19 protein-coding genes and 1 tRNA gene are annotated in these 22,816 nt (G+C 69.2%); 9 read left to right on the forward strand and 11 right to left on the reverse strand.

The features are described 5' to 3' along the window. Window positions 1-516 precede the first annotated feature (516 nt). The 5 genes from AC06FD_RS02130 to AC06FD_RS02150 all read right to left on the reverse strand — a co-directional run bounded on the left by AC06FD_RS02130 (window position 517) and on the right by AC06FD_RS02150 (window position 5,320). The gene (locus AC06FD_RS02130) at window positions 517-960 is read right to left on the reverse strand and encodes a DUF2147 domain-containing protein (protein ID WP_259205970.1); all 444 of its coding nucleotides are present in this window, start codon (window positions 958-960) and stop codon (window positions 517-519) included. Window positions 961-1,058: 98 nt separating this feature from the next. Further along, on the reverse strand, window positions 1,059-1,478 hold the full coding sequence (gene gloA2, locus AC06FD_RS02135) for an SMU1112c/YaeR family gloxylase I-like metalloprotein (protein ID WP_478076870.1): 420 nt from the start codon (window positions 1,476-1,478) through the stop codon (window positions 1,059-1,061). Beyond that, a complete protein-coding gene (locus AC06FD_RS02140; RefSeq protein WP_478076871.1) occupies window positions 1,475-2,563 on the reverse strand; it encodes a serine hydrolase domain-containing protein in 1,089 nt (362 codons plus the stop codon). Before AC06FD_RS02140 ends, gloA2 begins: the two co-directional genes overlap by 4 nt. A 20-nt stretch (window positions 2,564-2,583) precedes the next feature. Next, entirely contained in the window at window positions 2,584-4,509 is a 1,926-nt protein-coding gene (locus tag AC06FD_RS02145; protein ID WP_478047171.1) for a DUF885 domain-containing protein, read from the reverse strand. 133 nt (window positions 4,510-4,642) lie between these two features. Further along, window positions 4,643-5,320 carry a DUF502 domain-containing protein gene (locus tag AC06FD_RS02150; protein WP_478076872.1) on the reverse strand — a complete coding sequence of 226 codons (678 nt, stop codon included), beginning with the start codon at window positions 5,318-5,320 and terminating at the stop codon, window positions 4,643-4,645. A 78-nt stretch (window positions 5,321-5,398) separates the two neighbouring features. Here AC06FD_RS02150 and AC06FD_RS02155 point away from each other — a divergent pair, with 78 nt between their 5' ends. Next, entirely contained in the window at window positions 5,399-6,706 is a 1,308-nt protein-coding gene (locus tag AC06FD_RS02155) for a hypothetical protein (RefSeq protein ID WP_478076873.1), read from the forward strand. Window positions 6,707-6,770: 64 nt separating this feature from the next. Here the strand turns inward: AC06FD_RS02155 and AC06FD_RS02160 are convergent, their stop codons facing one another. From AC06FD_RS02160 to trxA, 4 genes are all read right to left on the reverse strand, one after another. Continuing rightward, window positions 6,771-7,250, reverse strand: a complete 480-nt coding sequence (locus AC06FD_RS02160) for a DUF4442 domain-containing protein (RefSeq protein WP_478076874.1) — start codon at window positions 7,248-7,250, stop codon at window positions 6,771-6,773. A gap of 69 nt (window positions 7,251-7,319) precedes the next feature. Continuing rightward, a complete protein-coding gene (locus AC06FD_RS02165; protein WP_478076875.1) occupies window positions 7,320-8,957 on the reverse strand; it encodes a CHASE2 domain-containing protein in 1,638 nt (545 codons plus the stop codon). Continuing rightward, complete coding sequence (locus tag AC06FD_RS02170) at window positions 8,954-10,612, reverse strand: FecR family protein (protein WP_478076876.1); 1,659 nt, start codon at window positions 10,610-10,612, stop codon at window positions 8,954-8,956. Before AC06FD_RS02170 ends, AC06FD_RS02165 begins: the two co-directional genes overlap by 4 nt. A 213-nt stretch (window positions 10,613-10,825) precedes the next feature. After that, entirely contained in the window at window positions 10,826-11,683 is an 858-nt protein-coding gene (trxA, locus tag AC06FD_RS02175) for a thioredoxin (protein ID WP_478076877.1), read from the reverse strand. 127 nt (window positions 11,684-11,810) lie between these two features. Between trxA and AC06FD_RS02180 the strand changes: the two genes are divergently transcribed. From AC06FD_RS02180 to AC06FD_RS02215, 8 genes are all read left to right on the forward strand, one after another. Next, complete coding sequence (locus tag AC06FD_RS02180) at window positions 11,811-12,416, forward strand: DUF998 domain-containing protein (protein WP_478076878.1); 606 nt, start codon at window positions 11,811-11,813, stop codon at window positions 12,414-12,416. Window positions 12,417-12,576: 160 nt separating this feature from the next. After that, a complete protein-coding gene (gene leuS, locus AC06FD_RS02185; RefSeq protein ID WP_259205892.1) occupies window positions 12,577-15,216 on the forward strand; it encodes a leucine--tRNA ligase in 2,640 nt (879 codons plus the stop codon). A gap of 91 nt (window positions 15,217-15,307) precedes the next feature. Beyond that, a complete protein-coding gene (locus tag AC06FD_RS02190) occupies window positions 15,308-15,895 on the forward strand; it encodes an LPS-assembly lipoprotein LptE (protein WP_259205872.1) in 588 nt (195 codons plus the stop codon). Window positions 15,896-15,925: 30 nt separating this feature from the next. Further along, window positions 15,926-16,963, forward strand: a complete 1,038-nt coding sequence (gene holA, locus AC06FD_RS02195) for a DNA polymerase III subunit delta (RefSeq protein ID WP_259205865.1) — start codon at window positions 15,926-15,928, stop codon at window positions 16,961-16,963. Window positions 16,964-16,968: 5 nt separating this feature from the next. Beyond that, entirely contained in the window at window positions 16,969-17,634 is a 666-nt protein-coding gene (gene nadD / locus AC06FD_RS02200; protein ID WP_478076879.1) for a nicotinate-nucleotide adenylyltransferase, read from the forward strand. A 97-nt stretch (window positions 17,635-17,731) separates the two neighbouring features. Next, entirely contained in the window at window positions 17,732-18,133 is a 402-nt protein-coding gene (gene rsfS, locus AC06FD_RS02205) for a ribosome silencing factor (protein WP_259205851.1), read from the forward strand. An 85-nt stretch (window positions 18,134-18,218) separates the two neighbouring features. Continuing rightward, window positions 18,219-18,689: a 23S rRNA (pseudouridine(1915)-N(3))-methyltransferase RlmH gene (gene rlmH / locus AC06FD_RS02210; RefSeq protein WP_394160896.1), complete on the forward strand. Its 471-nt coding sequence runs from the start codon at window positions 18,219-18,221 to the stop codon at window positions 18,687-18,689. Window positions 18,690-18,770: 81 nt separating this feature from the next. Then, a tRNA-Asn gene (locus AC06FD_RS02215) sits at window positions 18,771-18,847 on the forward strand. Between the two features lie 162 nt (window positions 18,848-19,009). Here the strand turns inward: AC06FD_RS02215 and AC06FD_RS02220 are convergent. Continuing rightward, entirely contained in the window at window positions 19,010-21,802 is a 2,793-nt protein-coding gene (locus tag AC06FD_RS02220; protein WP_478076880.1) for a TonB-dependent receptor, read from the reverse strand. A gap of 183 nt (window positions 21,803-21,985) precedes the next feature. Beyond that, window positions 21,986-22,648: an energy transducer TonB gene (locus AC06FD_RS02225; RefSeq protein WP_259205824.1), complete on the reverse strand. Its 663-nt coding sequence runs from the start codon at window positions 22,646-22,648 to the stop codon at window positions 21,986-21,988. Window positions 22,649-22,816: the final 168 nt, after the last annotated feature.

Below are 22,816 nucleotides of genomic sequence, written 5' to 3' on the forward strand. Positions count from 1 at the left end.
TCGCATGGAGGGGGTGGGCGCCTGCGGCGGGCGTTTCTTTTGCGGGCAATGGCTGGAGCTGAAGCAGAAGCTGGAGCAGAAGCTGGAGCCGAAGCCGAAGCCGAAGCTGGGGCGCCGTTGGGGTGTCGGGCTGGGTCGGCGGGGGTGGGGCGCAGGGACACGCCGCAAGTACGTCCATGTAGGCTCGTATAGCGCCATCCATGGCGCTATACGGTCCCTGCGCCCCACCCCCGCCGACCCCTGACAGTGGATGGGGCCTCTTTTTTGGGGCAGGGCTTGAGTCGACGGCTACGGCAACGGCAACGGCTTCAGTGACGGGGTGCGGGCTGGAGACGTGGGGGGTGTCTGGTGCTGGGCTGCGAGGGGTTGGAATGGATGGGCGGGTGGGGGGAGGAAATGCAAAAGGCCGAAGCGGTGTTGCCGCTTCGGCCTTTTTTGTTTCCCGGCCGGCTATGCCGATGGCTGCGGGCTGGGGGCGCTGGTTCGGGGGTGCGACGCCTGGCCAAGCCGCGATGGTTACTCGCGCACCCAGGTCTGCGAGCGGCAGATGAAGGCGATGCAGCCGGAGACGTCGAGCTTGGCGCCGCCGGTCTGCAGCTTGGCCTTGGACTTGTAGGTCTTGCCGTTGCCCGGGTCCAGGATGGTGCCGCCAGCCCAGGCGTTGCTGCCGTCGGCCTTGAGGTTCCACAGGATCGTCATGCCCTTGACCGGCTTGTTCTTGTTGGCGCCCTCGCAGCCGTCGCAGACCGGATTGGGGCCCTTGTCCGAATGCAGTATCTCCACCACCTTTCCGGTCAGGGTGCCGTTGGTGGCCTGGGTGATCTCTACGATCGACTTCACCTTGCCGGTCTTGTCGTCGATCGTCTTCCAGCGGCCGACGGCGCCATCGGCGGCACTGGCCGACATCGCGGCCATCATCAGCGGCAGTGCCAGCAGCAGGGTCTTCAAAGTCTTGCGCATGGTTCCCCTCCCAGGGAGTTCGTGAATGCCGACGCAGGGCCGGTACAGGCCGACTGTATACCCATTCGCTCCGGTACGGAACGCACCGCCGGCGCTGTTCAGCCGGCCTCGGCCGGGATCTCGTACAGCTCCAGGGGCAGTCCGTCCGGGTCGGCGAAGAAGGTGAAGCGGCGGCCGGTGTATTCGTCGGTACGGATCGGCTCGCAGGTTACGTCGGCGGCGGCCAGGCGGGCGATCATCGGTTCCAGCGCCGCTACCCGGAACGCCAGATGGCGTAGCCCCTGCGCCTCCGGGCGGCTGGGTCGAGGCGGCGCCCCCGGGAACGAGAACAGCTCCAGTTGGCCGCCGTCGGGCAGGGCCAGGTCGAGCTTCCAGGAATCGCGCGCGGCGCGGTAGTTTTCGTCCAGCACCCGCAGCCCCAGCACCTGGGTGTAGAAGGCCTTGGAACGGGCGTAGTCCGCGCCGATCACCGCGACGTGGTGGATGCCGAGCAGCAAGGGAGTGTCGAGGTGGGTCATTGCAGGGTGTCCAGCCAGCGCTGGGCGATCTGCAGCGCCAGCGGATAGGGTTCGGGGCCGTCGCGGTTGGTCAGGATGATCACGCTCAGGCGGTGCGCGGGGTAACGCAGGATCACGCTGCGGAAGCCGATGCTTTCGCCGCTGTGCCAGTGCGCCTCGCCGTTGAGCCGCCAGCCGAAACCGTAGAACGGCGCGCCGGGTTCGTTGGTGCGGGTAGCCGGTGCGAACGCCTGCCGCAGCGAAGCGATGCCGAGCAGGCGCGGGTCGTAGAGCGCGGCATCCCAGCGCGCAAGATCATCCAGCGACGCGTAGATGCCACCGTCGCCGAGCACCGCGCTGGTCGGGCTCTGGTCGGTACGCTGCCAGCGTCCGTCGATCTCGCTGTAGCCATAGGCGCGTGCCGCGACATCATCCACGCCGTCCTGGTGCGCGACGGCGTGCGCCATGCCCAACGGCTGGAAGATCCGTGCGCGCAGGAACGTGGCGAAGTCCTGCCCGGATGCCTGGCCCACCACCAGCGCCAGCAGGGCGTAGCCGCTGTTGCTGTAGCGGTAGCGGCTGCCCGGCACGAACAACGTGCGGTCCTGGCGCTCCAGCAGGTGCAGCACGTCGAGGTCGCGCACCTGCGCGGTCGCATCGCGGGGCATCAGGTCTTCGTAGTCCAGCAGTCCGCTGGTATGGCTGAGCAGGTGGCGCAGGGTGATCGTATCGGCGGCCGCCGGCAGCGAAGGCAACCAGCGCTTGACCCGGTCGTCCAGCGAGAGGGCGCCCTCCTGTGCCAGCAGCAGGATCGCCGTCGCGGTGAACTGCTTGCTGACCGAGGCCAGGCGGAAGTTGGTCTGCGCCGTCACCGGCGTGCCGTCTTCGACCACCGCCAGCCCGTAGCCGCGGCGGAACACCGGCTGGCCGTCGTGCAGCACCAGCACCGCCGCACCGGGGACCTGGCCGTCGTAGCGCTGCAGCAGCGCATCGATGCCCGGGTCCGGTGGACCCGGGCGAGGGCCGCCCGCTGCGTCGGCGGCGCCGAGCAGGCCCGTGCACAGCAGGGCGATCCAGCCGAATCGATGGGCAACCGCGCGCTGCATGGCCGGCTCCCTCGTCGTGCTCAGGGAGCGGGCGTGGCAGCCGGCGTACCGGCGGTCTCGCTGGCGATCCAGCGCTGCAGCTTGGCATCGAGGATGTCCAGCGGCATCGAACCGTCGCGCAGCACCTCTTCGTGGAAACGGCGCAGGTCGAAGCGCGGCCCCAGCGCCGCCTTGGCACGGTCGCGCAGCTCGAACATCTTCAGCTCGCCCAGTCCGTTGGGCAGGGTCTGCCCGGGCAGGGCCATGAAGCGTTCGACTTCGGCGGTGGCATCCTCGCTGGGCAGGTCGGCGGTCTTGACCAGGTAGTCCACCGCCTGGCGCTTGCTCCAGCCCTGCGCGTGCAGGCCGGTATCGGCCACCATGCGCGCGGCGCGGGTCAGCGCGGCCTGCAGGTAGCCGATGCGCTCGTACGGATCCTGGTACACGCCCAACGGCTCGCCCAGCGATTCGGCGTACAGGCCCCAGCCCTCGATGAAGGCGATATCGCCGCCGAGGCGACGGAAGCGCGGCAGCTTGTCCAGTTCCTGCTGCAGGCCCAGCTGCACGTGGTGGCCGGGGAGGCCCTCGTGCAGGAACTGCATCGGGGCCGCCCAGCGCCGGCGCGTGGGCAGGTTGGCGGTGTTGACGTACAGGATGCCCGGGCGCAGGCCATCGGGCAGCGGCGGCTGGTAGCTGACCGCCGCGGCGCTGGCGGCGCGCTCGGGCTCGACCGCGTGCACCTCCATCGGGGCCTTGGGCAGCGTGCCCAGCAGCGCCGGGAGGCGGCTGCCGACCTGGGCCTGCAGCTGCTTGTAGCGGTTCAGCACCGCCTCGGCGTTGGCGTACTGGAAGCTCTTGTCGGTGCGCATGTTACGCAGCACCTTCTGCTGCGAACCGCGGATCCGGTTGTCCTTGAGGGTGCTGGCGATCTGCCCCTGCAGGGTGGCCACGCGCTGCTCGGCCAGGGTGTGGATCTGCGCGGCATCCAGGGTGGAGGCGCTGCTCTGCACGATGTTCTGCGCATACCACGCCTGCCCGTTCGGCAAGGCGCCCAGGCCGTCGCTGCTGCGCGTGGCCGGGAGGTACTCGGTGGCGATGAAGCCGCGCAATGCGCGGTAGGCGGGCATGATCCGGTACTCGATCATGCGCTTGTACTCGGCGCTGATCCGCGCCTTGTCCGCCGCCGGGAAATCGTCGGGCATGTTGCGTACCGGTGCCCAGAAGATCGATTCCTCGGCCGTCGGCTTGATCACCGCATCCAACTGCGGCAGCACTTTTTCCATCAGGTCGCGCGGCTGCACCACGCCGGCCGCCATGCCCTGGCGCATGTTGGCCACGGCCTGGTCGAACAGCGGGGCGATGCCCAGCGAACGCTTGGACCAGGTGTCGTAATCCTTGACCGTGTTGAACGGCTGGGCACCCGAGCCGGAGCCGAGGATGGCCATGATGCTGCCCAGGTTGTAGTACTGGCTGATCGGCAGCATCCAGCTGGGATACTGCTCGGCGGCCACCGACATGCGCGCATCGCGCACGAAGATCTGGTAGCTCAGCAGGTCCTGCCCGGTCAGGCCGTCGGCGCCGATCTTTTCCACCTTGCCCAGCCATTCCACGGTGAAGTCGTGGGATTGCTGGCGGTACGCGGCCGAAAGGATGTTGGGCAACTGGTCGTTGTGGCGGGTGTCGCCCTGGAACGTGGCCTGCAGCGGGTTGAGCCGCATCGACGCATCCCAGTATTCATCGTAGATGCGGTTGAGCTGGGCGGCCTTGCTCTGTTGGCGCACCAGCGGCTGGCGGGCGGGGGCGGCCGCGGGGCGCGCGCGCGGCTTGGCCTTGGGCTTGGCCGCCTGCCGGGTCTGCGCGGCGGCAGGCCGGTTGGCCTTCTTCTTGGCGGCTTCAGCCGGGGCGGCGGTGCTGAACACCAGCAGGGCGGCGATGGCGAGCGCCAGGGCGCGGGCGGGGTGGGGCATCGGCTGTTTCCGTAACACTACACAGACCCGGGAGCTTGCCCGATCCGGGCCCGTACGGCCAGCCTCGGGGCGGACGGGCCACCGCCACGCCGGGGCGGCGTTCATGCCCGCCGCCACGCTGCACCGTCGTGGCCTAGCGGTCCCCGGCGCGGGTGAAGGGCACGCTTTCCGGGGCCACCGCACCGCCGGAGATGATGAAGCTCATGGCCTGGTCCACCGTCCAGTCGGTGGGGGTCAGCAGTTCCACCGGGACGATTTCCAGGTAACCGGAGGTGGGGTTGGGCGTGGTCGGCACGTAGACCGCGGCCAGCTCGCGATCGGTGCCCTGTTCACGGATCACCCGGGTGACCAGGCCGACCGACTTCATGTCGCGGTGCGGGAAGTCGATCAGGACCACGCGCTGGGTGCTGCCCGGTTCGGTCTGGAGCATGTCCAGCAGCTTCTTGGCGCTGTCGTAGATGATGCTGGCCAGCGGAATGCGCTTGATCACCGCACCGAACCAGCGCAACAGGCGCTGGCCGATCACCCGCCGGCTGAGCACGCCCACGCTGAGGATCACGAGCAGGGTGGCCGCCAGCCCGATCAGGTTCTGCGTCCACTCGACCTTGATCCAGCCCAGGTAATGGGGGAACGAGGCGGCGATCTGCTCGGAGAGCGGCACCACCACGGGGCTGGAAATGCCCGACAACAGCACGAAGACGAATTTGACCACCACCCAGGTCAGCCAGATCGGCAGCAGGGTCAGCAGGCCGGTCAGGAACAGGCGCTGCAGGGAGGGGCGCGGAACGAGTTGGGGGGCTTCGGGCGACATCGGCGCATTGTAGCGGTGCAGCCGCCCGGATTACCCTGCCGGCCACCGCAGGATGCGGCGCGCTGGGGGAATGCTGTGTTGAAGGGAATGAAGTGGGTGGGGATGACCGTGCTGGGGACGGTCGTGCTGGTGCTGGTCGCGGTGCTGGTGTCCTGGCTGCTGCCGGTGCCGGCAGCGGAGCGTGCCGCACTGGCGGCGATGGACGCCGCGCCACGCGGGCAGGTGCCTGAGCGCAATGCGTTCCCGCCGGTGTGGCTGCTGCCGTATGACGGCATCGATCCGGCCCAGGTCCATGCGCTGACCGCAGAAGACGCGCAGCGTTTCGCGCAGGCGATCAGCGCGCAGACGCCGCAGGGGTGGTCGAACAGCGTCGCCGAAGGGCGCTACCCCAAGGCCACGGCGGCCACCGGCTGGTGCGGGCTCGATACCGAGAGCTGCCTGGGCGAGGTCCGTGACCAGGCGGCGGCCGTGGCGCAGGCGCATGCGGGGCATGACGGGCTGCATGCCCGGATCAGCGCCGTAGGCCGCAACGACCATTACCGCAACCTGTTCCCCGGTGACATCGCGATGCCGTTCCCGCCGATGCAGGTGTTGCTGGAGCGTCTCTCGCTGCATGCGTTGGCGCACGTGCAGGGCGACAGTCGACGCGCCCTGCAGGGCGTCTGCGAGGACATCGGCACCGGGCGCATGTTGATGCGCAGCAGCGACAGCCTGCTGGTGGCGATGGTGGGGAGCGCCATGGCCGCCCGCAACGCGGCGCTGTTCACCGAGATCCTGTCCGAACTGCCGGCCGACGTGCCGCTTCCAGCGATCTGCCCGCAGGTGCTGGGGGCGCCGACGGTGGCCGAGCTGGACATGTGCGTGCCGATGCGCGGTGAGTTTGGCTACCAGCGTGCTGCCGGCGCACGACTGCCGCACGCGCAGTCGCGCTGGCTGTACGACGTGGAGAAGACCCAGGCGCGCGCCGCCGCGCTGCTGTCGCGCAGCTGTGCGCCCGAGGTGCAGCAGCAGATCCGCGAGGACCGCCGGGTGCGGCTGGCCGAACCACCGTCGGAGTGGTCCCTGGCGTGCGTGGCCAATGTGGCGGGGTGCATGACCCAGGTCATGGTTGCGCCGACGTATGTCGGTTACAACTGGCGCATGCAGGACGCCGGTGCGCAGCTGCGACTGGCTGCAGCGATGCTGTGGCTGCGCGGGCAGCCCAACGACGGCCACGGTGCGATGGCCACGCTGGCGCGCTTGCCCGCGGCGCTGGGCAGTGCGCAGCGTCCGCTGCAGCCGGCCGCGGATGGTCGCAGCGTGCAGGTGAAACGCTACGGGCGGCCATCGAAAGATGCGCCTGCGATGCTCCGCGCGCGGTTGCCGTTGCCCTGGCAGCCGCAGTGAGCGCATCGGCGCGTGGGGTCGCGCAGGGCGGCGCCGAGGCCGCCGTGCGTCGCCGCGGAGTGGACTACGGCATGTCTGCCGGTGGCTTGGGCGTGCGTGCGTCCGGCTTGAGCCGCAGGTAGACCTGCTTGCGCACCCGCGCCACCACCTCGCCCTGCGCATCCACGATGTCGTTGCTGAACCAGTGCAGGTACTTTTCGCCGCCTGCGGTGGCCGCACGCAGCGTATCCAGCAGTGCCTCGTCGAGATGGAACTCGGCCGTCACGGTGCCGCGCCCGGGCTTGATGAATTCGATCGCGCCGGCGCGGTCCCACACGTAGTAGTCGCGGCCCAGGTTGTGCATCACCGTGAGCATCCAGAACGGGTCGGTCATCGCAAACAGGCTGCCGCCGAAATGGGTGCCGACGTAGTTGCGGTTCCACGGGCGCATGCGCAGTTCGACGCGCACGTGGCGGTAGTCGTCGCTGACCTCGGTGACGTGGATGCCGGTGAACAGGAACGGAGGCCACAGGTTCATGCCGCGGCGGAAGAGGCTGGCCTTCATCGGGATCACATCGGAAGGGAGGGTGCCCCGGAGTCTACCATTCGCAAGCGTATGGTCAGGGAGCGGTGTTCACCGGAGGTCCGGCTCGCCCTCGTCGACCGCGTAGCCGTCGCGCCCGGCGGCCTTGGCCTTGTACAGCGCCGCATCGGCGCCCTCGAAGAAGTGCCGTGGTTCGCTGGCGGTCGCGGGCACCCGCGTGTAGATGCCCACGGTCAAGGTGATCTGCAGGGTCTGCCCGTGCCCCACCGCGACCTCCATCGCGCGCGTGCGCGCCAGCAGGTCGTCCACCACCTGCACCGCGCCCTCGGCGGCGGTGTCGGGCAGGATCAGGGCGAATTCGTCGCCGCCGAAGCGGGCGGCCATGTCGCGCGGACGCCGCGCATGCGCGCCGATCTCCTCGGCGATCCGGCGCAGCACGGTGTCGCCGACGTGGTGGCCGTGCAGGTCGTTGTGGTGTTTGAAATGATCCACGTCGATCAGCACCAGGCTCAGCGGCCGGCCACTGCGCCGCCCGGCATCGTGTTCCTGCTGCAGGACCTGCTCGAAACGCAGGCGATTGCCGAGCCCGGTGAGGGCATCGCTGTTGGCCTGGCGGTGCCAGGCGCTGATCCGCCACAGCACCCAGGCCGCGATCACCGCGAGCATGCCGGTCAGCGCGGCCGCCGGTGCGAACCACAGGTTGCCGGCACGCAGCAGCACGAAGCTGAGCAGCAGCGTGACCGGCAGTGCCAGCAACGCACTGGCGGCGGCACGCGGCAGGGTCAGGCCGAGGCAGCACAGCGCCACCAGCAGCCCACTGAGCAGGTCCTGCCAGAGCGTGGGCGGCAGCTGGATGACCTTGTCGTCGAGCAGCATCGAAGCCACGTTGGCCTGGTACTCGCTGCCGCTCATCCAGCGCTCGCGGGTGGTCGGCGTGAGCAGTCGCGGCGCGATGCCGCTGGCGGTCGTGCCCACCAGCACCAGCCGCCCGCGCAGCAGCGCCGGATCGACCTCGCCGTTGAGCACGTCCACGTAGGACACCTGCGGGAAGCGCTCGGGCGGGCCGGCGTAGCGCACGCGCACGTAATGGTTGCGCCGCCACTGGTACGGCGAGGACTGCGCCGGCGCGGTATCGCGCAGCCCCGGCAGCGGGCCGCGCACGTCGGCCAGGGCCAGTCCCAGCGCTGGCCAGTGCGGTGAACCGATGCCGGCGGTGAGGTAAAGCCCGCGCGCGATGCCGTCGGCATCCACGTCGATGTCACTGTGGCCCAGGGTGGCCGCGTTGGCGGCGATCAACGGGATCGGCAGCAGCTCCTCGGCCATGCGTGGCCCGCTGGCCGGGGCTGCCAGCACGGGCAGGACGACGTGCCCGTTGCGGCGGATCGCCGCTGCCAGGTCGGCATCCTGCGCCGCATCCTGGCGGTCCGGCTCGGACAGCATCAGGTCCAGCACCACGCGCGTGCTGCCAGCGTCGGTGAGGCGGTCGAGCAGGCGCGCGTGGGTCGAGCGCGGCCATGGCCACTGCCCGATCTGCTGCAGGCTGTTGTCGTCGATCGCCACGATCAGCAGGCGCGGATCGGGCCGGTAGTCCCAGCCGCCGACGTAGGCGTCGTACACCGCTTCATCCTGCTGCCAGAACCACTGCCAGTGGCTGGCCGCCACGACCAGCGCGCCAACCAGCACCGACAGCACGATGCGCCATGGCCAGGACAGGGCCAATGGCCTCACAGCAGCAGCCACAGCAGCAGCGCGCCGCCGCCGGCGCCGTAACAGGTGCGGCACGGCAGCTCGATCCGTTGCGCCGGCGAAAACGCGCCGGCGTAGCCGTCATCATCGATGTACTGCACGCGCACGTGCAGGGTGCCGTGCCAGGGGCGCTTGAGCGAGACCTCCGGTTGCGCCACTTCACGGTCCAGCAGCGGCTGGGCGAAATCGCCGCGGCGATCCAGTTGCACGCGATAGCGCTGGCCGGGCTCGCCCGCCTGCCAGCGCAGGGTCAGTTGGCCCTTGGCGGCCTGCGGCGGTTGCAACGCCGGGTCGATCGGGGCATCGCTGATGGTGAGCGCCACCGGCTGCCCGAAACGACCGCGATGGCCGTCGCCGTCGCGCGAGGCGACGCGCCAGAAGTAGCTGCCCGCGGCCAGGTCCGTGGCGGGGCGCAGGTGGGTGCCGCGGCTTTCCTGTTCCAGCACCGGCGCCAGGAACTGCGCATCACGCGCGATCTGCAGCACCGTCGAGCGGGCCTGCTCGACCTTGCTCCACTGGAAGCGCGGCCGCGCGCTGCGGACGGTTTCCTGGTTGACCGGCCGCACCGTGAGTGGCGCCGCGGGCTGGTCGCGCACCACCATGTCCTGTTCGGCATCCAGGCCTTCCACCCCGTCGGCGCTGATCGCCCGGACCAGCACGCGCAGCGCGCCGGGCGGCAGGTCGGGGATGGTCAGGGTGGTGGCCTCGGTCTGCTCGGCGAATAGCAGGATCTCGGGCTGGTCGGCCCGCACCACCTCGACCCGGTACTGTGCCGCGGTGGCAACCGCCGACCAGGCCAGCACCGCCGGCAGCGCATCCAGGCGCAGCTGCGCCACATCCAGCCGCGGTGCCGGCAACAGGGCCTCGGCGGCGCCGGGGCGCGTATCCAGTGACTCACTGCGGGTGGCCTGGCCGGGGTTGACCAGGCGTGCGCCGCGGCGGTTGCCGACCTGCACCCGGCCCTGCAGCACTTCGGTGGACGCGACGTGCCCGGGCTCGCCGGCGCTGACCCGGAACACCGTGCCACGCACGCTGCTGGTGGCGGTGGGGGCATCGATGATGTAACGCGAAGCGGGCCCCTTGGCGGGGGTGACCCGGTTGCTGGTACGGCCCTGTTCCAGGCGTACGCGGGTGTCGACCATGCCGGTGCGGCCGTAGCGGCTCAGCTGGTCCAGGCGCAGCCGCGAGTGCTCGCGCAACTGCAGGCGCGATTCATCGGCGAAGGCGAGGGTGACGCTGGCATCGGCACCGGTCACCAGGTGCTGGCCGATGGTCAGCAGCTGGCCCTCGACCACGTCGCGCAGCGCGGCCTGCCCGGCATCGCCGAACTGGACCTTGCCGCGCGTGGCCAGGACGCGTGCGGGGGCCGGTTGCACGGCCAGCCAGGCCACCGGGAAACGCAGTTGGCTGCCCGGCGGCAACCGGTAGGGATCGGCCACGCGGTTGTGCGCCTGCAGCTGTTCCCACGGCACCGAGGGCTTCAGGTAGCGCCCGCCAAGGTCCCACAAGGTATCGCCGGGCCGGACCCGGTAGGTCCAGTCCTGGGCCAGCGACGGGAACGCGGCGGCCAGCAATGCCAACAGCAGCAGGCGGCTCAGCCAGGGAAGGTGCGTCAGGCGGGTGGAACTCACGGTCATCAGGGCCCTGCAGGACGGGGCGCAGCCCTGCGACCCCGATGGCCCAGACCTCATCCCCCCGAATGGATCGCGGCATCCAACGTGCCACGCGGCATTATTGCCCGGTGGCCGTGCAGGGTTTCTGAACGTGATCGAGATCACGTCCAGAAGTCGCGAAATCCATAACAGCGCGCGTGTCGGGTCCGGCTGGCCGGCCCGACGCGCCGGCGGCGATCAGAACAGCAGCGACGCCATGCGGCGACGGTAGCGGCCGACCAGGTCATCGTCGTCGATCACCTTGAAGGCATCGATCAGCAGCTTGCGCGGCAGGCCATCGGCATGGCTGCGGTCGCGCCGCAGCATCTCCAGGAACTGCTCCAGCGCGGCTTCGTCCTCGCCACCCAGCAGCAGCTGCACGCCACGCAGGTGGCGTGCCTGCAGGTCATCACCGTCCTGCTGGATGCGTGCCTCCAGGCTGTCGGCCGAAGGTGCATCGCGCAGCGCGTTGGCGAAGTCCAGTCGCGCACGGGCGCGCACGGCACGGTCATCGGTGGCCAGGTTGGCCGGCAGTGCGTCGATCAGGCTGCTGGCCTCGTCGCTGGCGCCGGTCTGCAGCAGCGCAAGGGCCAGGTCGAGCTTGAGTTCGTCCTTGTCCGGTTCGGCGACGATGGCCGCGCGCAGCACGTCCACCTGCGCCTGCGGGTCCAGCGGGGCAAGCGCCGCCGGTGCTTCCTCCACCGGCGCGGCCGGGGTCACCCCGTGCTGGGCCAGGAATTCGCGGATCTGGCCTTCGGGCAAGGCGCCGGGGAAGCCATCCACCAGCTGGCCACCCTTGACCAGGAACACGGTGGGCACCGACCGGATCTGGAATGCCGCGGCGATCTGCTGTTCCTGGTCGACGTCGACCTTGGCCAGCTCGAATGCGCCGTGGTACTCGCCGGCCAGTTTCTCCAGCATGGGGCCCAAGGTCTTGCAGGGCTCGCACCAGGTAGCCCAGAAATCCACCAGGACCGGTGTCTGCAGGGACTTCTGCAGGACCTCGGCCTCGAAGGTGGCCGTGGTGGCGTCGAAGACGTGCGGCAATTCGCTCATGGTCGGCAATCACGATTAAAGATGTACGCAGTGTATGGGTGCGTGTGTCGCTGGACGCAACCCCGCTGCCCGCGATCGGTGCAAACCGGAGACAATGCGGCGTCCTGAACCGCGCTGGCAGAATTCCATGCACACCTTGCACCGCATCGATCGCGCCATCGGCGTCCTGGCCGCCCTGCTGTTCGTGGCCGCCGTGGCCGGGTTCGGGCTGGCCTTGCCGGGCTACGACGCGATGCGCCACCCGGTCGCGCTGCTGGGGGCGATCGGGGTGCCGCATGCGCAGGCCTTCAGCGTGCTGGGGTTCGTGCTGCCCGGCGTGCTGGCCAGCGCGGTGGCGGTGCGCCTGCTGCTGCGGGTGCCACGCACCGCGCCCTGGTCCATGCGCGTGGGCGTGCAGTTGCTGATGCTGGCGGGGGTGGGCTTTGCGGCCATGGGCGTATTGCCGCTGGACGCCAGCGACATCCAAAGCCCGGCCAGCCAGTACCACGCCAGCGCCTGGATGGTCTGGGTGCTGGCATTCGTGCCGGGCACGCTGATGTATGGCCTGGGCGCGCTGCGGCTGCCGGGCTGGCGCGCCCAGGCCCTGCTGCACCTGGGCTGCGGCGCGGCGATGCTGCTGGCCGCGTTCGTGCTGCAGCAGTGGTTGCCGGCGCCGCTGGCCCAGCGGTTGGCCTTCGCCTGCTGGGCGGTGTGGCTGGTGGCGGCACTGCCGCTGGCGCGCCGGCAGGGCTGAGCACGCGCACACCGGCCCCCGCGCCGAATCGGCAGGGCCGGGAAAACCCTTGCCGATTCAACGGGATGAGGGGTTTGCGGGGGAGGGTAGGTGCGCTCGATTGGAGCCCCATGCCGCACTGCGGTACCCTGTCCCGCTTTGCCGCCGCACTAGCGTTTCCATGACCAGCGTCGAACCCAACGTTTACGATCCGCAGCAGGTTGAATCCGCCGCCCAGAAGTTCTGGGATGCCACCCGTGCCTTCGAGGTCACCGAGACTTCGGACAAGCCGAAGTACTACTGCCTCTCGATGCTGCCGTATCCGTCCGGTGCGCTGCACATGGGCCACGTGCGCAACTACACGATCGGTGACGTGATCAGCCGCTACAAGCGGATGACCGGCCATAACGTGCTGCAGCCGATGGGCTGGGATGCCTTCGGCCTGCCGGCCGAAAACGCGGCGATCAAGAACAAGACCGCGCCGGCCAAGTGGACCTACGCCAACATCGAGCACATGCGTGGCCAGTTCAAGGCCATGGGCTATGCGATCGACTGGTCGCGCGAGTTCGCCACCTGCACCCCCGAGTACTACGTGCACGAGCAGCGCATGTTCACCCGGCTGATGCGCAAGGGCCTGGCCTACCGCCGCAACGCGGTGGTGAACTGGGACCCGGTCGACCAGACCGTGCTGGCCAACGAACAGGTCATCGACGGCCGCGGCTGGCGCTCCGGCGCCCTGGTGGAAAAGCGCGAGATCCCGCAGTGGTTCCTGCGCATCACCGATTACGCCCAGGAACTGCTGGACGGCCTGGACGAACTGCCGGGCTGGCCCGATTCGGTCAAGACCATGCAGCGCAACTGGATCGGCCGCTCGGAAGGACTGGAGATCCAGTTCGACGTGCGTGACGCCGACGGCAGCGCGCTGGACCCGCTGCGCGTGTTCACCACCCGTCCGGACACCGTGATGGGCGTGACCTTCGTGTCGATCGCCGGCGAACACCCGCTGGCCCAGCACGCGGCGAAGTCGAACCCGGCATTGGCCGCGCTGCTGGCCGAGATGAAGCAGGGCGGCGTCTCCGAAGCCGAACTGGAAACCCAGGAAAAGCGCGGCATGGATACCGGCCTGCGCGCCATCCATCCGGTCACCGGTGCCCAGGTGCCGGTGTGGGTCGCCAACTTCGTGCTGATGGGCTACGGCACCGGCGCGGTCATGGCCGTCCCCGGCCACGACCAGCGCGACAACGAATTCGCCAACAAGTACGGCCTGCCGATCCGCCAGGTCATCGCGTTGAAGTCGCTGCGCAAGGAAGAAAGCGCGTACGACGCCACGCGCTGGCAGGACTGGTACGGCGACAAGACCCGTGACACCGAGCTGGTCAACTCCGAGGAGTTCGACGGCCTGGACTTCCAGGGCGCCTTCGAGGCACTGGCCGAGCGTTTCGAGCGCAAGGCCCAGGGCCAGCGCCGGGTCAACTACCGCCTGCGCGATTGGGGCGTGAGCCGCCAGCGTTACTGGGGCTGCCCGATCCCGGTGATCTACTGCCCCAAGTGCGGCGCCTTGCCGGTGCCGGAAGAGCAGCTGCCGGTGGTGCTGCCGGAGAACGTCAACTTCGTCGGCACCGGTTCGCCGATCAAGGCCGATCCGGAATGGCGCAAGACCACCTGCCCGGACTGCGGCGGCGCGGCCGAGCGCGAGACCGACACCTTCGACACCTTCATGGAGTCGAGCTGGTACTACGCGCGCTACACCTCGCCGGGTGCCCGCGACGCGGTGGACAAGCGCGGCAACTACTGGCTGCCGGTGGACCAGTACATCGGCGGCATCGAGCACGCGATCCTGCACCTGATGTACTTCCGCTTCTTCCACAAGCTGCTGCGTGATGCGCGCATGGTGGACAGCAACGAACCGGCGCAGAACCTGCTGTGCCAGGGCATGGTGATCGCCGAGACCTACTACCGGCCGAACCCGGACGGCTCCAAGGACTGGATCAACCCGGCCGATGTGGACGTGCAGCGCGACGAGCGCGGCCGCATCACCGGCGCCACCCTGATCGCCGACGGCCAGCCGGTGGTGATCGGTGGCACCGAGAAGATGTCCAAGTCCAAGAACAACGGCGTGGACCCGCAGGTGATGGTGAGCAAGTACGGCGCCGATACGGTGCGCCTGTTCTCGATGTTCGCCGCCCCGCCGGAACAGTCGCTGGAGTGGAACGAAGCCGGCGTGGACGGCATGGCCCGCTTCCTGCGCCGCTTGTGGGCGCAGGTGCAGAAGCATGCCGCCGAAGGCGCCGCCCCGGCGCTGGACCTGGCCGCGCTGACCGCCGAGCAGAAGGCGCTGCGTCGCAAGACCCACGAAACCATCGGCAAGGTCGGCGACGACTACGGCCGTCGCCACAGCTTCAACACCGCCATTGCCGCGGTGATGGAACTGATGAACGCCCTGGCAAAGTTCGACGATGCCAGCGAACAGGGCCGCGCGGTTCGCCAGGAGGCGCTGCGCGCCACCGTGCTGCTGCTCAACCCGATCACCCCGCATGCCAGCCACGCGTTGTGGCAGGTGCTGGGCCATGGCGAAGAACTGCTGGAAGACCAGGCGTTCCCGCAGGCCGACCCCGCCGCGCTGGTGCGCGATGCGGTCACCCTGGCGGTGCAGGTCAACGGCAAGCTGCGCGGCACCATCGAGGTGGCTGCCGATGCGCCGCGCGACCAGATCGAGGCGATGGGCCTGGCCGAGCCGAATGCGGCCAAGTTCCTGGACGGCCTGACCGTGCGCAAGATCATCATCGTGCCCGGCAAGATCGTCAACATCGTGGCCGCTTGACGGCGGCCACCGGTCTCAAGTCACGTTCACGCGGCATCGGGCATCTTCTATGCCTGTTGCCGCGCCTGCCCGGCTCCCCCAGACTGTGCCCATGACCCGATTCCTGCTTGCCTTCGTCCTGACCGCGACCCTTGCCGGGTGCGGCTTCCATATGCGCAACAAGCTGATGCTGCCGGCCGACACCGCCGCGGTGCAGGTGGTGTCCAGTGCGCCTTACAGCGAACTGGCCAAGTTGCTGCGTCGCGGCCTGCAGGCGTCGGGCGCGCAGATCGCCGACCCGGACAGCAAGGACAAGGCCGCGCAGTTGCAGGTGATGTCCGAGCGTTGGGGGGATCTGCCGATCGCCATCGATGCGCAGGGCCGCGCGCAGGAATACAGCCTGCGCTACGCGGTGATCTTCAAGTTCCTGCGCGAGGACGGCAGCGAGCTGGTCCCGCAGCAGGTGATCGAACTGTCGCGCGACTACGTGTCCCCGCCCACCGACGCCACCGGTACCACCACCGAGCGCGAGATCCTCGCCGACGAACTGCGGCGTGAAATGTCGGCCTCGATCATGCGCCGCATCGACAGCGTGGTCCGTGCCGAACTGGACGGCCGCGTGCCGGCCAAGCCGGCCGCCGCGCCGGTGCAGCCTCCGGTCGAGCCGGCCGTGCAGCCGCCGGCCGCGCAGGGTCGCTGACCGGTCCGCCTGCGGACCGGCCGCGCCAGGATGGAACTGCGCCCCGAACAACTCGCCAGCCAGCCGGCCAGCCAGGCGTTGGCGCCGGTGTACCTGATCGCCGGCCCGGAAACCCTGCGCGTGCTGGAGGCCGCCGATGCGGTGCGCGCCCGCGCGCGCGCCGACGGCATCGACGAGCGTGAAGTATTCGATGCCGACGGCCGCGATTTCGACTGGAACCAGGTCGAGGGCAGCTTCAACGCGCCCAGCCTGTTCAGCGCACGCCGGCTGATGGAGGTGCGCCTGCCCAGCGGCAAGCCGGGCAAGGACGGTGCCGAGGTGATCAGCCAGTTCTGCGCCAACCCGGCGCCGGACGTGGTGTTGATGATCACCTGCAACGAATGGAGCAAGGCCCACCAGGGCAAGTGGGCCGAGGCGGTCAACCGCGTCGGCGTGCTGTCGGTGGCCTGGGCGATCAAGCCGCACGAACTGCCCGACTGGATCGAGCGGCGCCTGCGTGGCAAGGGCCTGCGCGCCGATCCGGCCGCGGTGCAGCGCCTGGCCGAGCGGGTGGAAGGCAACCTGCTGGCCGCCGCCCAGGAGATCGACAAGCTGGCGCTGCTGGCGGCCGGGCAGACCCTGGACGTTGACACCATGGAGTCGCTGGTGGCCGATGCGGCCCGCTACGACGTGTTCCGCCTGCTGGAGGCCAGCTTCTCCGGGCAACCGGCGGCGGTGCTGCGGATGCTGGCCGGGCTGCGCGGTGAGGGCGAGGCCGTGGCCGCGCTGATGCCGATGGTGATCCGCGAACTGCTCTCCACGGCAGGCCTGGCCCGGGTCCAGGCCCGCGGCGGCAACCTCGCCGCGGAGATGAAGAGCCGCGGCATCTGGGAGTCGCGCCAGGCGCCGTTCAAGCGCGCGCTGCAGCGCCACCCCGAGCCCAAGCGCTGGGACCGGTTCGTGGCCGAGGCCGGCCTGGTCGACCGCATGGCCAAGGGCCGCGCCGATGGCGATCCGTGGTTGGGCGTGGAACGCCTGCTGCTGGCGGTGGCCGAGGCCCGCGCGGTGCGCCTGCTGGCTCGCGCCTGAGCGGCATGCGCCTGCGCATCCATTACGGCGGCACGTTCGATCCGGTCCACCTGGGACACATGGCGATCGCGCGGGCCGCGCGCGATCAGCTGCAGGTGGCCGTGCGCCTGATGCCGGCCGCCGACCCGCCGCACCGGGCACTGCCCGGCGCCGATGCCGAACAGCGTGCCCGGATGCTGGCCCTGGCCATCGGCGATGAACCCGGCCTGCAGCTGGACCGGCGCGAGCTGGACCGGGCCGCGCGCCAGCCGGGGGTGCCGTCCTACAGCGTGGATACCCTGCGTGAGCTGCGCGCCGAGCTCGGCCCGCGGCAGCCGCTGGCGTGGCTGGTGGGGGCCGACAGCCTGCTCGGGCTGCCGGGCTGGCACGCGTGGGAGGCGCTGTTCGACCTGGCCCACTTCATCGTCGCCGACCGCCCGGGCAGCCCGCTGGAGCAGGCCCTGCCACCGGTGCTGGCCACCGCGCTGGCCGGCCGCTGGGCCGCGCATGCGCGTGACCTTCAGGAGGCGCCCGCCGGGCGGGTGCTGCGCCTGCAGGCCCCGCTGCGCGAGGAATCGGCCAGTGCGGTGCGCCAGCGGATCGCCACCGGCGGGGACTGGCGGGCCCTGCTGCCGGCGGCCGTGGCCGACTACATCGCCGACCACGGCCTGTACGGTGCGGCGGCGTCGTGAATACGCGCGGGCGCCCGGGCCCGTATAATCGGCCCCACATTTATCGAGTTCACCCGCTTTGAGCAACCAAGCCCAGCCCCAGACCATCAAGGTCCAAATGCCGAATCCGGCGCCCTCCGTCATGCAGCTGCTGGAGTGCGTGCGCAAGGCCACCGAAGAACTGAAGGCCAAGGATCTCGTCGAAATCGACGTGATCGGCAAGTCCAGCGTCGCCGATTACATGGTGATCGCCTCGGGTACCTCCAGCCGCCACGTGAAGTCGATCGCCAATGAAGTGGTCAAGTTCGCCAAGCAGCTGGGCGTGATGCCGCTGGGCGTGGAAGGCGAACGCGAAGCGGAGTGGGTGCTGGTCGACCTGGGCGACGTGGTGGTGCACGTGATGCTGCCGCGCGTGCGTGAGTTCTATGCGCTGGAGCGCTTGTGGACGGTCGGCGACCAGCCGCCGAGCCTGCTGGACGACGCCGATGAAGGCGACGAGTACGACTACGACGCACGCTGAAGCGGCGCGTCGAAGGTCACGATGACGGCGCCGATGGCGCCGTCGTCATTTCAACGGCATCCCCGCTGGTGCCGGGAGACGAGAGATGAAAGCGAAGTTGATCGCCACCGGCGAACGCGCGCCGGCCTGGGTGGCGCAGGGCTTTGCCGAGTACCAGAAGCGGCTGTCGCACTGGTTGCCGTTCGAACTGGTGGAGATCGAGCCGGGCCTGCGCGGCAAGGGCCGCGACGCGCGCCGCGCCACCGATGACGAAGGCAAGCGGGTGATCGCGGCGCTGCCGAAGAATGCCTACGTGGTCGCGTTGGATGTGCCAGGCCGACAGCTCAGTTCGGCGCAGCTGGCACAGCGGCTGGAGCACTGGCGCGGGCAGGGCAGGGACCTGGCGTTCCTGATCGGCGGGCCCGAGGGGCATTCGGCGGAGGTATCGGCGCTGGCAGACGAGAAATGGTCGATCGGCCCGTTGACGCTGCCGCACATGCTGGTGCGGCTGGTGGTGGCCGAGCAGCTGTACCGCGCGGCGGCGATGCTGGCCAACCATCCCTATCACCGGGCCTGAACCAGGCGCTGGTGGCGGACGTGAAGAAAAGCAGCCGAAACGGGTTACATCCTGCGAAAAACGGGCTACAATGCGCACCCCGCCCGAATAGCTCAGCCGGTTAGAGCACTTGACTGTTAATCAGGGGGTCGTTGGTTCGAGTCCAACTTCGGGCGCCAAGTTTTGAAAAGCCTCGCAGCGATGCGAGGCTTTTTTTTTTGCCCGCGTAGAGCCGACCGTTGGTCGGCTGGCCGCGCGCAGCGCGGCAATGATCCAACCCCACGCACCGCCAAAAAAAAGCCCGGGCAATGCCCGGGCTTTTCGTTCCACATCCCGCCAGATCAGTTGAAGGTGTACTTCGCGCCGACGGTGAAGTAGCGGCCGATCGCGCCACTGAAGTGCAGCGGGTTGTAGTTCACCGCACCGTAGGTGGACGGATCCAGTGGCGCGATCCGGTCGAACACGTTCTGCACCGAGGCGTTGAGCTCGAAGGCCTCGGTGACCGCCCAGCGGCCGGACAGGTCGAAGCTGGTGAACGAGGCGATCTTCTCGACCGGCGTACCGTCCTCGTAGAAGGCCAGGTAATCGCCGCCGCGACGGTCCTTGTTCTCCATGCTGTCGATGTAGTTGACCACGCCGCTGATGCTCCAGTCGCCCTGCTTCCAGGTCGTGCCGAAGTTGATGCGGTCCTGCGGGGTGCCGATGCAGTTGGTCACATCGCAGTTGCCGTGGGTGCCCACGTAGTCGACCGTGGTGTCACCTTCGGTACGCTCGAACTTGAGCAGGTGGCTCCACTGCAGGTCCATTTCCAGCTGGCCCGGGCCCAGGTCGAAGGTCTGGCGGATATCGGTATCGATACCGCGCACGCGCGACGAGTTGGCATTCACGTAGGCGGTGTTGACCGCCAGGATCGTGCCGCTGTTGGCCACGCCACCGATGTTGTTGCTGTCACGCAGGACGTTGCCGGCGAGGATCGCGTCGGCGGTGCTGCCCTGGGCGATTTCGTTGGTGCGCTTGATTTCCCACGCATCCACGGTCAGCGAGGTGGTCGAGGTCGGCTGCATCACGATGCCGAAGGAGTAGCTCTTGGACTCTTCCGGCTTCAGTGCCTGGTTGGGACGGGTGATGATCGCCACCGAGCGCGCGGTGCACTCGTTGGCCGGATCGATCGCGCAACGCACCGGATCGCGGGCGTTGGAGAACGCGGCCAGGCCGCCGTCACCGTTTTCGGCCGGGTTCGGCGCGCGGAAGCCTTCGGCGTAGCTGGCACGCAGCGCCAGCCAATCCACCGGATTCCACTTGATGCCCAGCTTCGGCGTGGCCTTGCTGTCGCCGCTTTCGTACTTGTCGAAGCGCACCGCGCCGGTCAGTTCCAACTGCTCCAGCACCGGGGCGGACAGTTCGGCGTAGGCGGCATACACGTTCTGCGTGCCGTCATAGGCCGAGTAGCCCAGGCCGATGATGTCGCCCTGGTCGGTGTAGGTCTGCGGGGTCAGGCTGTTGCTGGTCTTGCGCCACTCGGTACCGAACGCCAGGCCCAGCGGGCCGCCCTTCAGGTCCATCAGGCTGCGCGACACGGTGAAGTTGAACATGTCCAGGCTGGACTTGGCGCGTGCGCTGATGGTCGGGGAGATGTAGTCGTACAGCGCCTGCGAGTTCAGGCCGGCGTTGTCGCCGATCCGCCACACGCCACCCGGGCAGGCCGGGTTGCCCAGGGCGCAACGCACCGCGCTGTAACGCAGGAAGCCCGTGCGCTTGTTGACCAGGTCGGTACCCGAATGCAGGAACGCGGTGTCGTAGGTCCAATCGCCCCAGTCGCCCTTCACGCCCACCAGGAAGCGGTTGAACTCGTTGGTGTTGTCGGTCACGCGCGGGCCCACGTCCCAGGCCGAGTAGCGCAGGCGCGAGGCCTGGCCCGGGATCGGGTTGTCCGGGTGGGTCGGGGACAGCACGGTGGCACCGGCGCCGCTGTTGGCGTTGACCGGGCCGCCGGGATAGCCCCAGCCACCGGACACGCCGGACGGGGTGTTGGAGAAGACGGTTTCCTTCTTGGAGTAGCCGATTTCCGTGTAGATCTCACCGCCTTCACCGAAGGCGAAGCTGGCGCGGCCGAACACGTTGACGTACTTCTCTTCCGGGCTCAGGTCGCGGAACTGCTGGGCCGGATCCCACAGGCAGCCTTGTGCCTGCGCGGTGGCATCGGTCTGGCCGGGGATGGTGGTCAGGCCGGCGCAGCCCGGCAGGGCGACCAGCTGGCCGGCGCTGTTGAATACCGAGCCGTTCGGGCCAGTGCCGCCGGCGGTGCCGCCGGACAGGTAGGCGCCGCCCAGGAACTGCACGTCGGCGGCATCGTAGCCGTAGCGACGGATGTCGCCGGTGCCGATCCACTTGCGGTTCTTGCGGTCGCTGATCTTGATCGCGTCGGTCTTGCCCACGTCCAGGCTGAAGAAGGCGTTCCAGCCATCGCTGTTGATGCCGCCGGTACCGGCGGTCAGGGTGGCCTTCTTGGCATCGCCGTCGCCGTCGCCGGACACGCCGTAGGAGCCGCGCAGGATGGCGCCCTGGAAGTCGTTGCGCAGGATGATGTTGACCACGCCGGCGATCGCATCGGAGCCGTAGATGGCCGAGGCGCCGTCCTTCAGGATGTCGATGCGCTCGACTGCATCCAGCGGAATGGTGCTCAGGTCGGTGAAGACCTTCTGGCCATCATCGGCCAGACCGTAGGTGGCCATGCGGCGGCCGTTCAACAACACCAGCGTGGAGCCGGCGCCCAGGCCGCGCAGCGAGATGCCTGCACCGCCGCCGGCGAAGCCGTTGCCGAAGGTCTTGGGGATGGAGCCCGCACCGTCGGAGGTCAGGGTCTGCAGGTACTCGGCCACCGTGGTCTTGCCGGTGCGGTCGATTTCCTGGCGGGTGACCACCTGGACGGGGGAGGGGGTTTCGGTGTTGGTCCGGGGAATGTTCGACCCGGTCACGGTGATGCGGTCAAGGTTGGTGGCCTGCTCCTGCGCGAACGCGGAGCCGGAGGCCAGTGCGCCGGCCAGCAGCATCACGCTGCCGGTGAGGGCGAGGGATACCGAATGGGCCAGGTTGTTGCGGCGGCTGCTGTTGAGCCGTTGGATCGGGTGTTTCACAGCTTCTCTCCTGACTGGGAAAACCAACGATGACGATGGATCGGCACCAAATGAGTGACGACCGCGACAATCTAGGTTTCCAGCGGGTGACGGAGGTGTGAAAAATTGCTTAATTCGTAACGTTCTGTATCAAACTTTTTCGGAACCGGGGGCCGGCACGGCCGGCCCCCCGGTCACCGGGGGTCAATCCGGCAGCGAGAAGCTCACCGGGACCAGGCCGTCGGCCGGGACCACCTGGCCATCGACCTTGGCCGGCACGAACCGCCAGTGGCGCAGGACCTGCTGGCGGGCGGCGTTGTCCAGCGCCCGCGAGCCGCTGCTGCGCTCGATCACCACGCTGGAGGCGGTGCCGTCCGGTTCCACCCGGACCCGCAGCAGCACCGTGCCCTGTTCGTGGTTGCGCAGCGCCGTCACCGGGTAGGACGGCGGCGGCGCGCTGCGGTACTGCAGCTGCACGCCTTCACCGGCCGGCGCCGGGCCGGGGGCCGGCGGGGTCAGCGACGGGGCCTGGGTGTCGGCGGCCGGCTGCGGCGGCAGGGCCACGGACACGTCTGCGGTGGCGGTCGGCGGCGGCAGCGGGGCCGGCTGCGGCTTGGTCACGGGGGTGCGGGGCTGGACCTCCTGCGCCACCTTCTCGGGGATCACTGGCGGGGCCGGCGGCGGATCCACCGCGGGCACCAGCAGCCGCACCTCGGTGCGTTCACGGGGCAACGGGGCGGCCACGTAGGCGGCCGGGATCAGCAGCAGCATCAGGGCCAGTACGTGAAGGGCCAGCGCGGTGCTCATGCCGAGCACGCGCGAGGCGTCGATGTGCAGCGGGACTACGGGGGGATGCGTACGGACCATGCTCCACTCTCCTTGCCAGATATGCGGGAACATCCAACGTGCAGGCGGGGCCGATGGGGTTGCAGCAGGGGCAGAAGACGGGGCCGCGCAATGACAGCAATACCGGAGCCGGGCGCGGCCCGGAAGTCAGGGGGGCTGTGGGTGTTTGGCTGGCGCTCAGGTAACGGT

This window comes from Stenotrophomonas sp. Steno-Z1 (genome assembly GCF_056393175.1).

Excerpts from the sequence above, each read along its gene's own strand:
- nadD (WP_478076879.1), top strand. The coding sequence starts at position 16,969 with ATGCGCCTGCGCATCCATTACGGCGGCACGTTCGATCCGGTCCACCTG.
- AC06FD_RS02130 (WP_259205970.1), bottom strand. The coding sequence starts at position 960 with ATGCGCAAGACTTTGAAGACCCTGCTGCTGGCACTGCCGCTGATGATG.
- leuS (WP_259205892.1), top strand. The coding sequence starts at position 12,577 with ATGACCAGCGTCGAACCCAACGTTTACGATCCGCAGCAGGTTGAATCC.
- holA (WP_259205865.1), top strand. The coding sequence starts at position 15,926 with ATGGAACTGCGCCCCGAACAACTCGCCAGCCAGCCGGCCAGCCAGGCG.
- trxA (WP_478076877.1), bottom strand. The coding sequence starts at position 11,683 with ATGAGCGAATTGCCGCACGTCTTCGACGCCACCACGGCCACCTTCGAG.
- AC06FD_RS02150 (WP_478076872.1), bottom strand. The coding sequence starts at position 5,320 with ATGTCGCCCGAAGCCCCCCAACTCGTTCCGCGCCCCTCCCTGCAGCGC.
- AC06FD_RS02190 (WP_259205872.1), top strand. The coding sequence starts at position 15,308 with ATGACCCGATTCCTGCTTGCCTTCGTCCTGACCGCGACCCTTGCCGGG.
- AC06FD_RS02170 (WP_478076876.1), bottom strand. The coding sequence starts at position 10,612 with ATGACCGTGAGTTCCACCCGCCTGACGCACCTTCCCTGGCTGAGCCGC.
- gloA2 (WP_478076870.1), bottom strand. The coding sequence starts at position 1,478 with ATGACCCACCTCGACACTCCCTTGCTGCTCGGCATCCACCACGTCGCG.
- AC06FD_RS02140 (WP_478076871.1), bottom strand. The coding sequence starts at position 2,563 with ATGCAGCGCGCGGTTGCCCATCGATTCGGCTGGATCGCCCTGCTGTGC.
- AC06FD_RS02160 (WP_478076874.1), bottom strand. The coding sequence starts at position 7,250 with ATGAAGGCCAGCCTCTTCCGCCGCGGCATGAACCTGTGGCCTCCGTTC.
- rsfS (WP_259205851.1), top strand. The coding sequence starts at position 17,732 with ATGCCGAATCCGGCGCCCTCCGTCATGCAGCTGCTGGAGTGCGTGCGC.
- AC06FD_RS02145 (WP_478047171.1), bottom strand. The coding sequence starts at position 4,509 with ATGCCCCACCCCGCCCGCGCCCTGGCGCTCGCCATCGCCGCCCTGCTG.
- AC06FD_RS02225 (WP_259205824.1), bottom strand. The coding sequence starts at position 22,648 with ATGGTCCGTACGCATCCCCCCGTAGTCCCGCTGCACATCGACGCCTCG.
- rlmH (WP_394160896.1), top strand. The coding sequence starts at position 18,219 with ATGAAAGCGAAGTTGATCGCCACCGGCGAACGCGCGCCGGCCTGGGTG.
- AC06FD_RS02180 (WP_478076878.1), top strand. The coding sequence starts at position 11,811 with ATGCACACCTTGCACCGCATCGATCGCGCCATCGGCGTCCTGGCCGCC.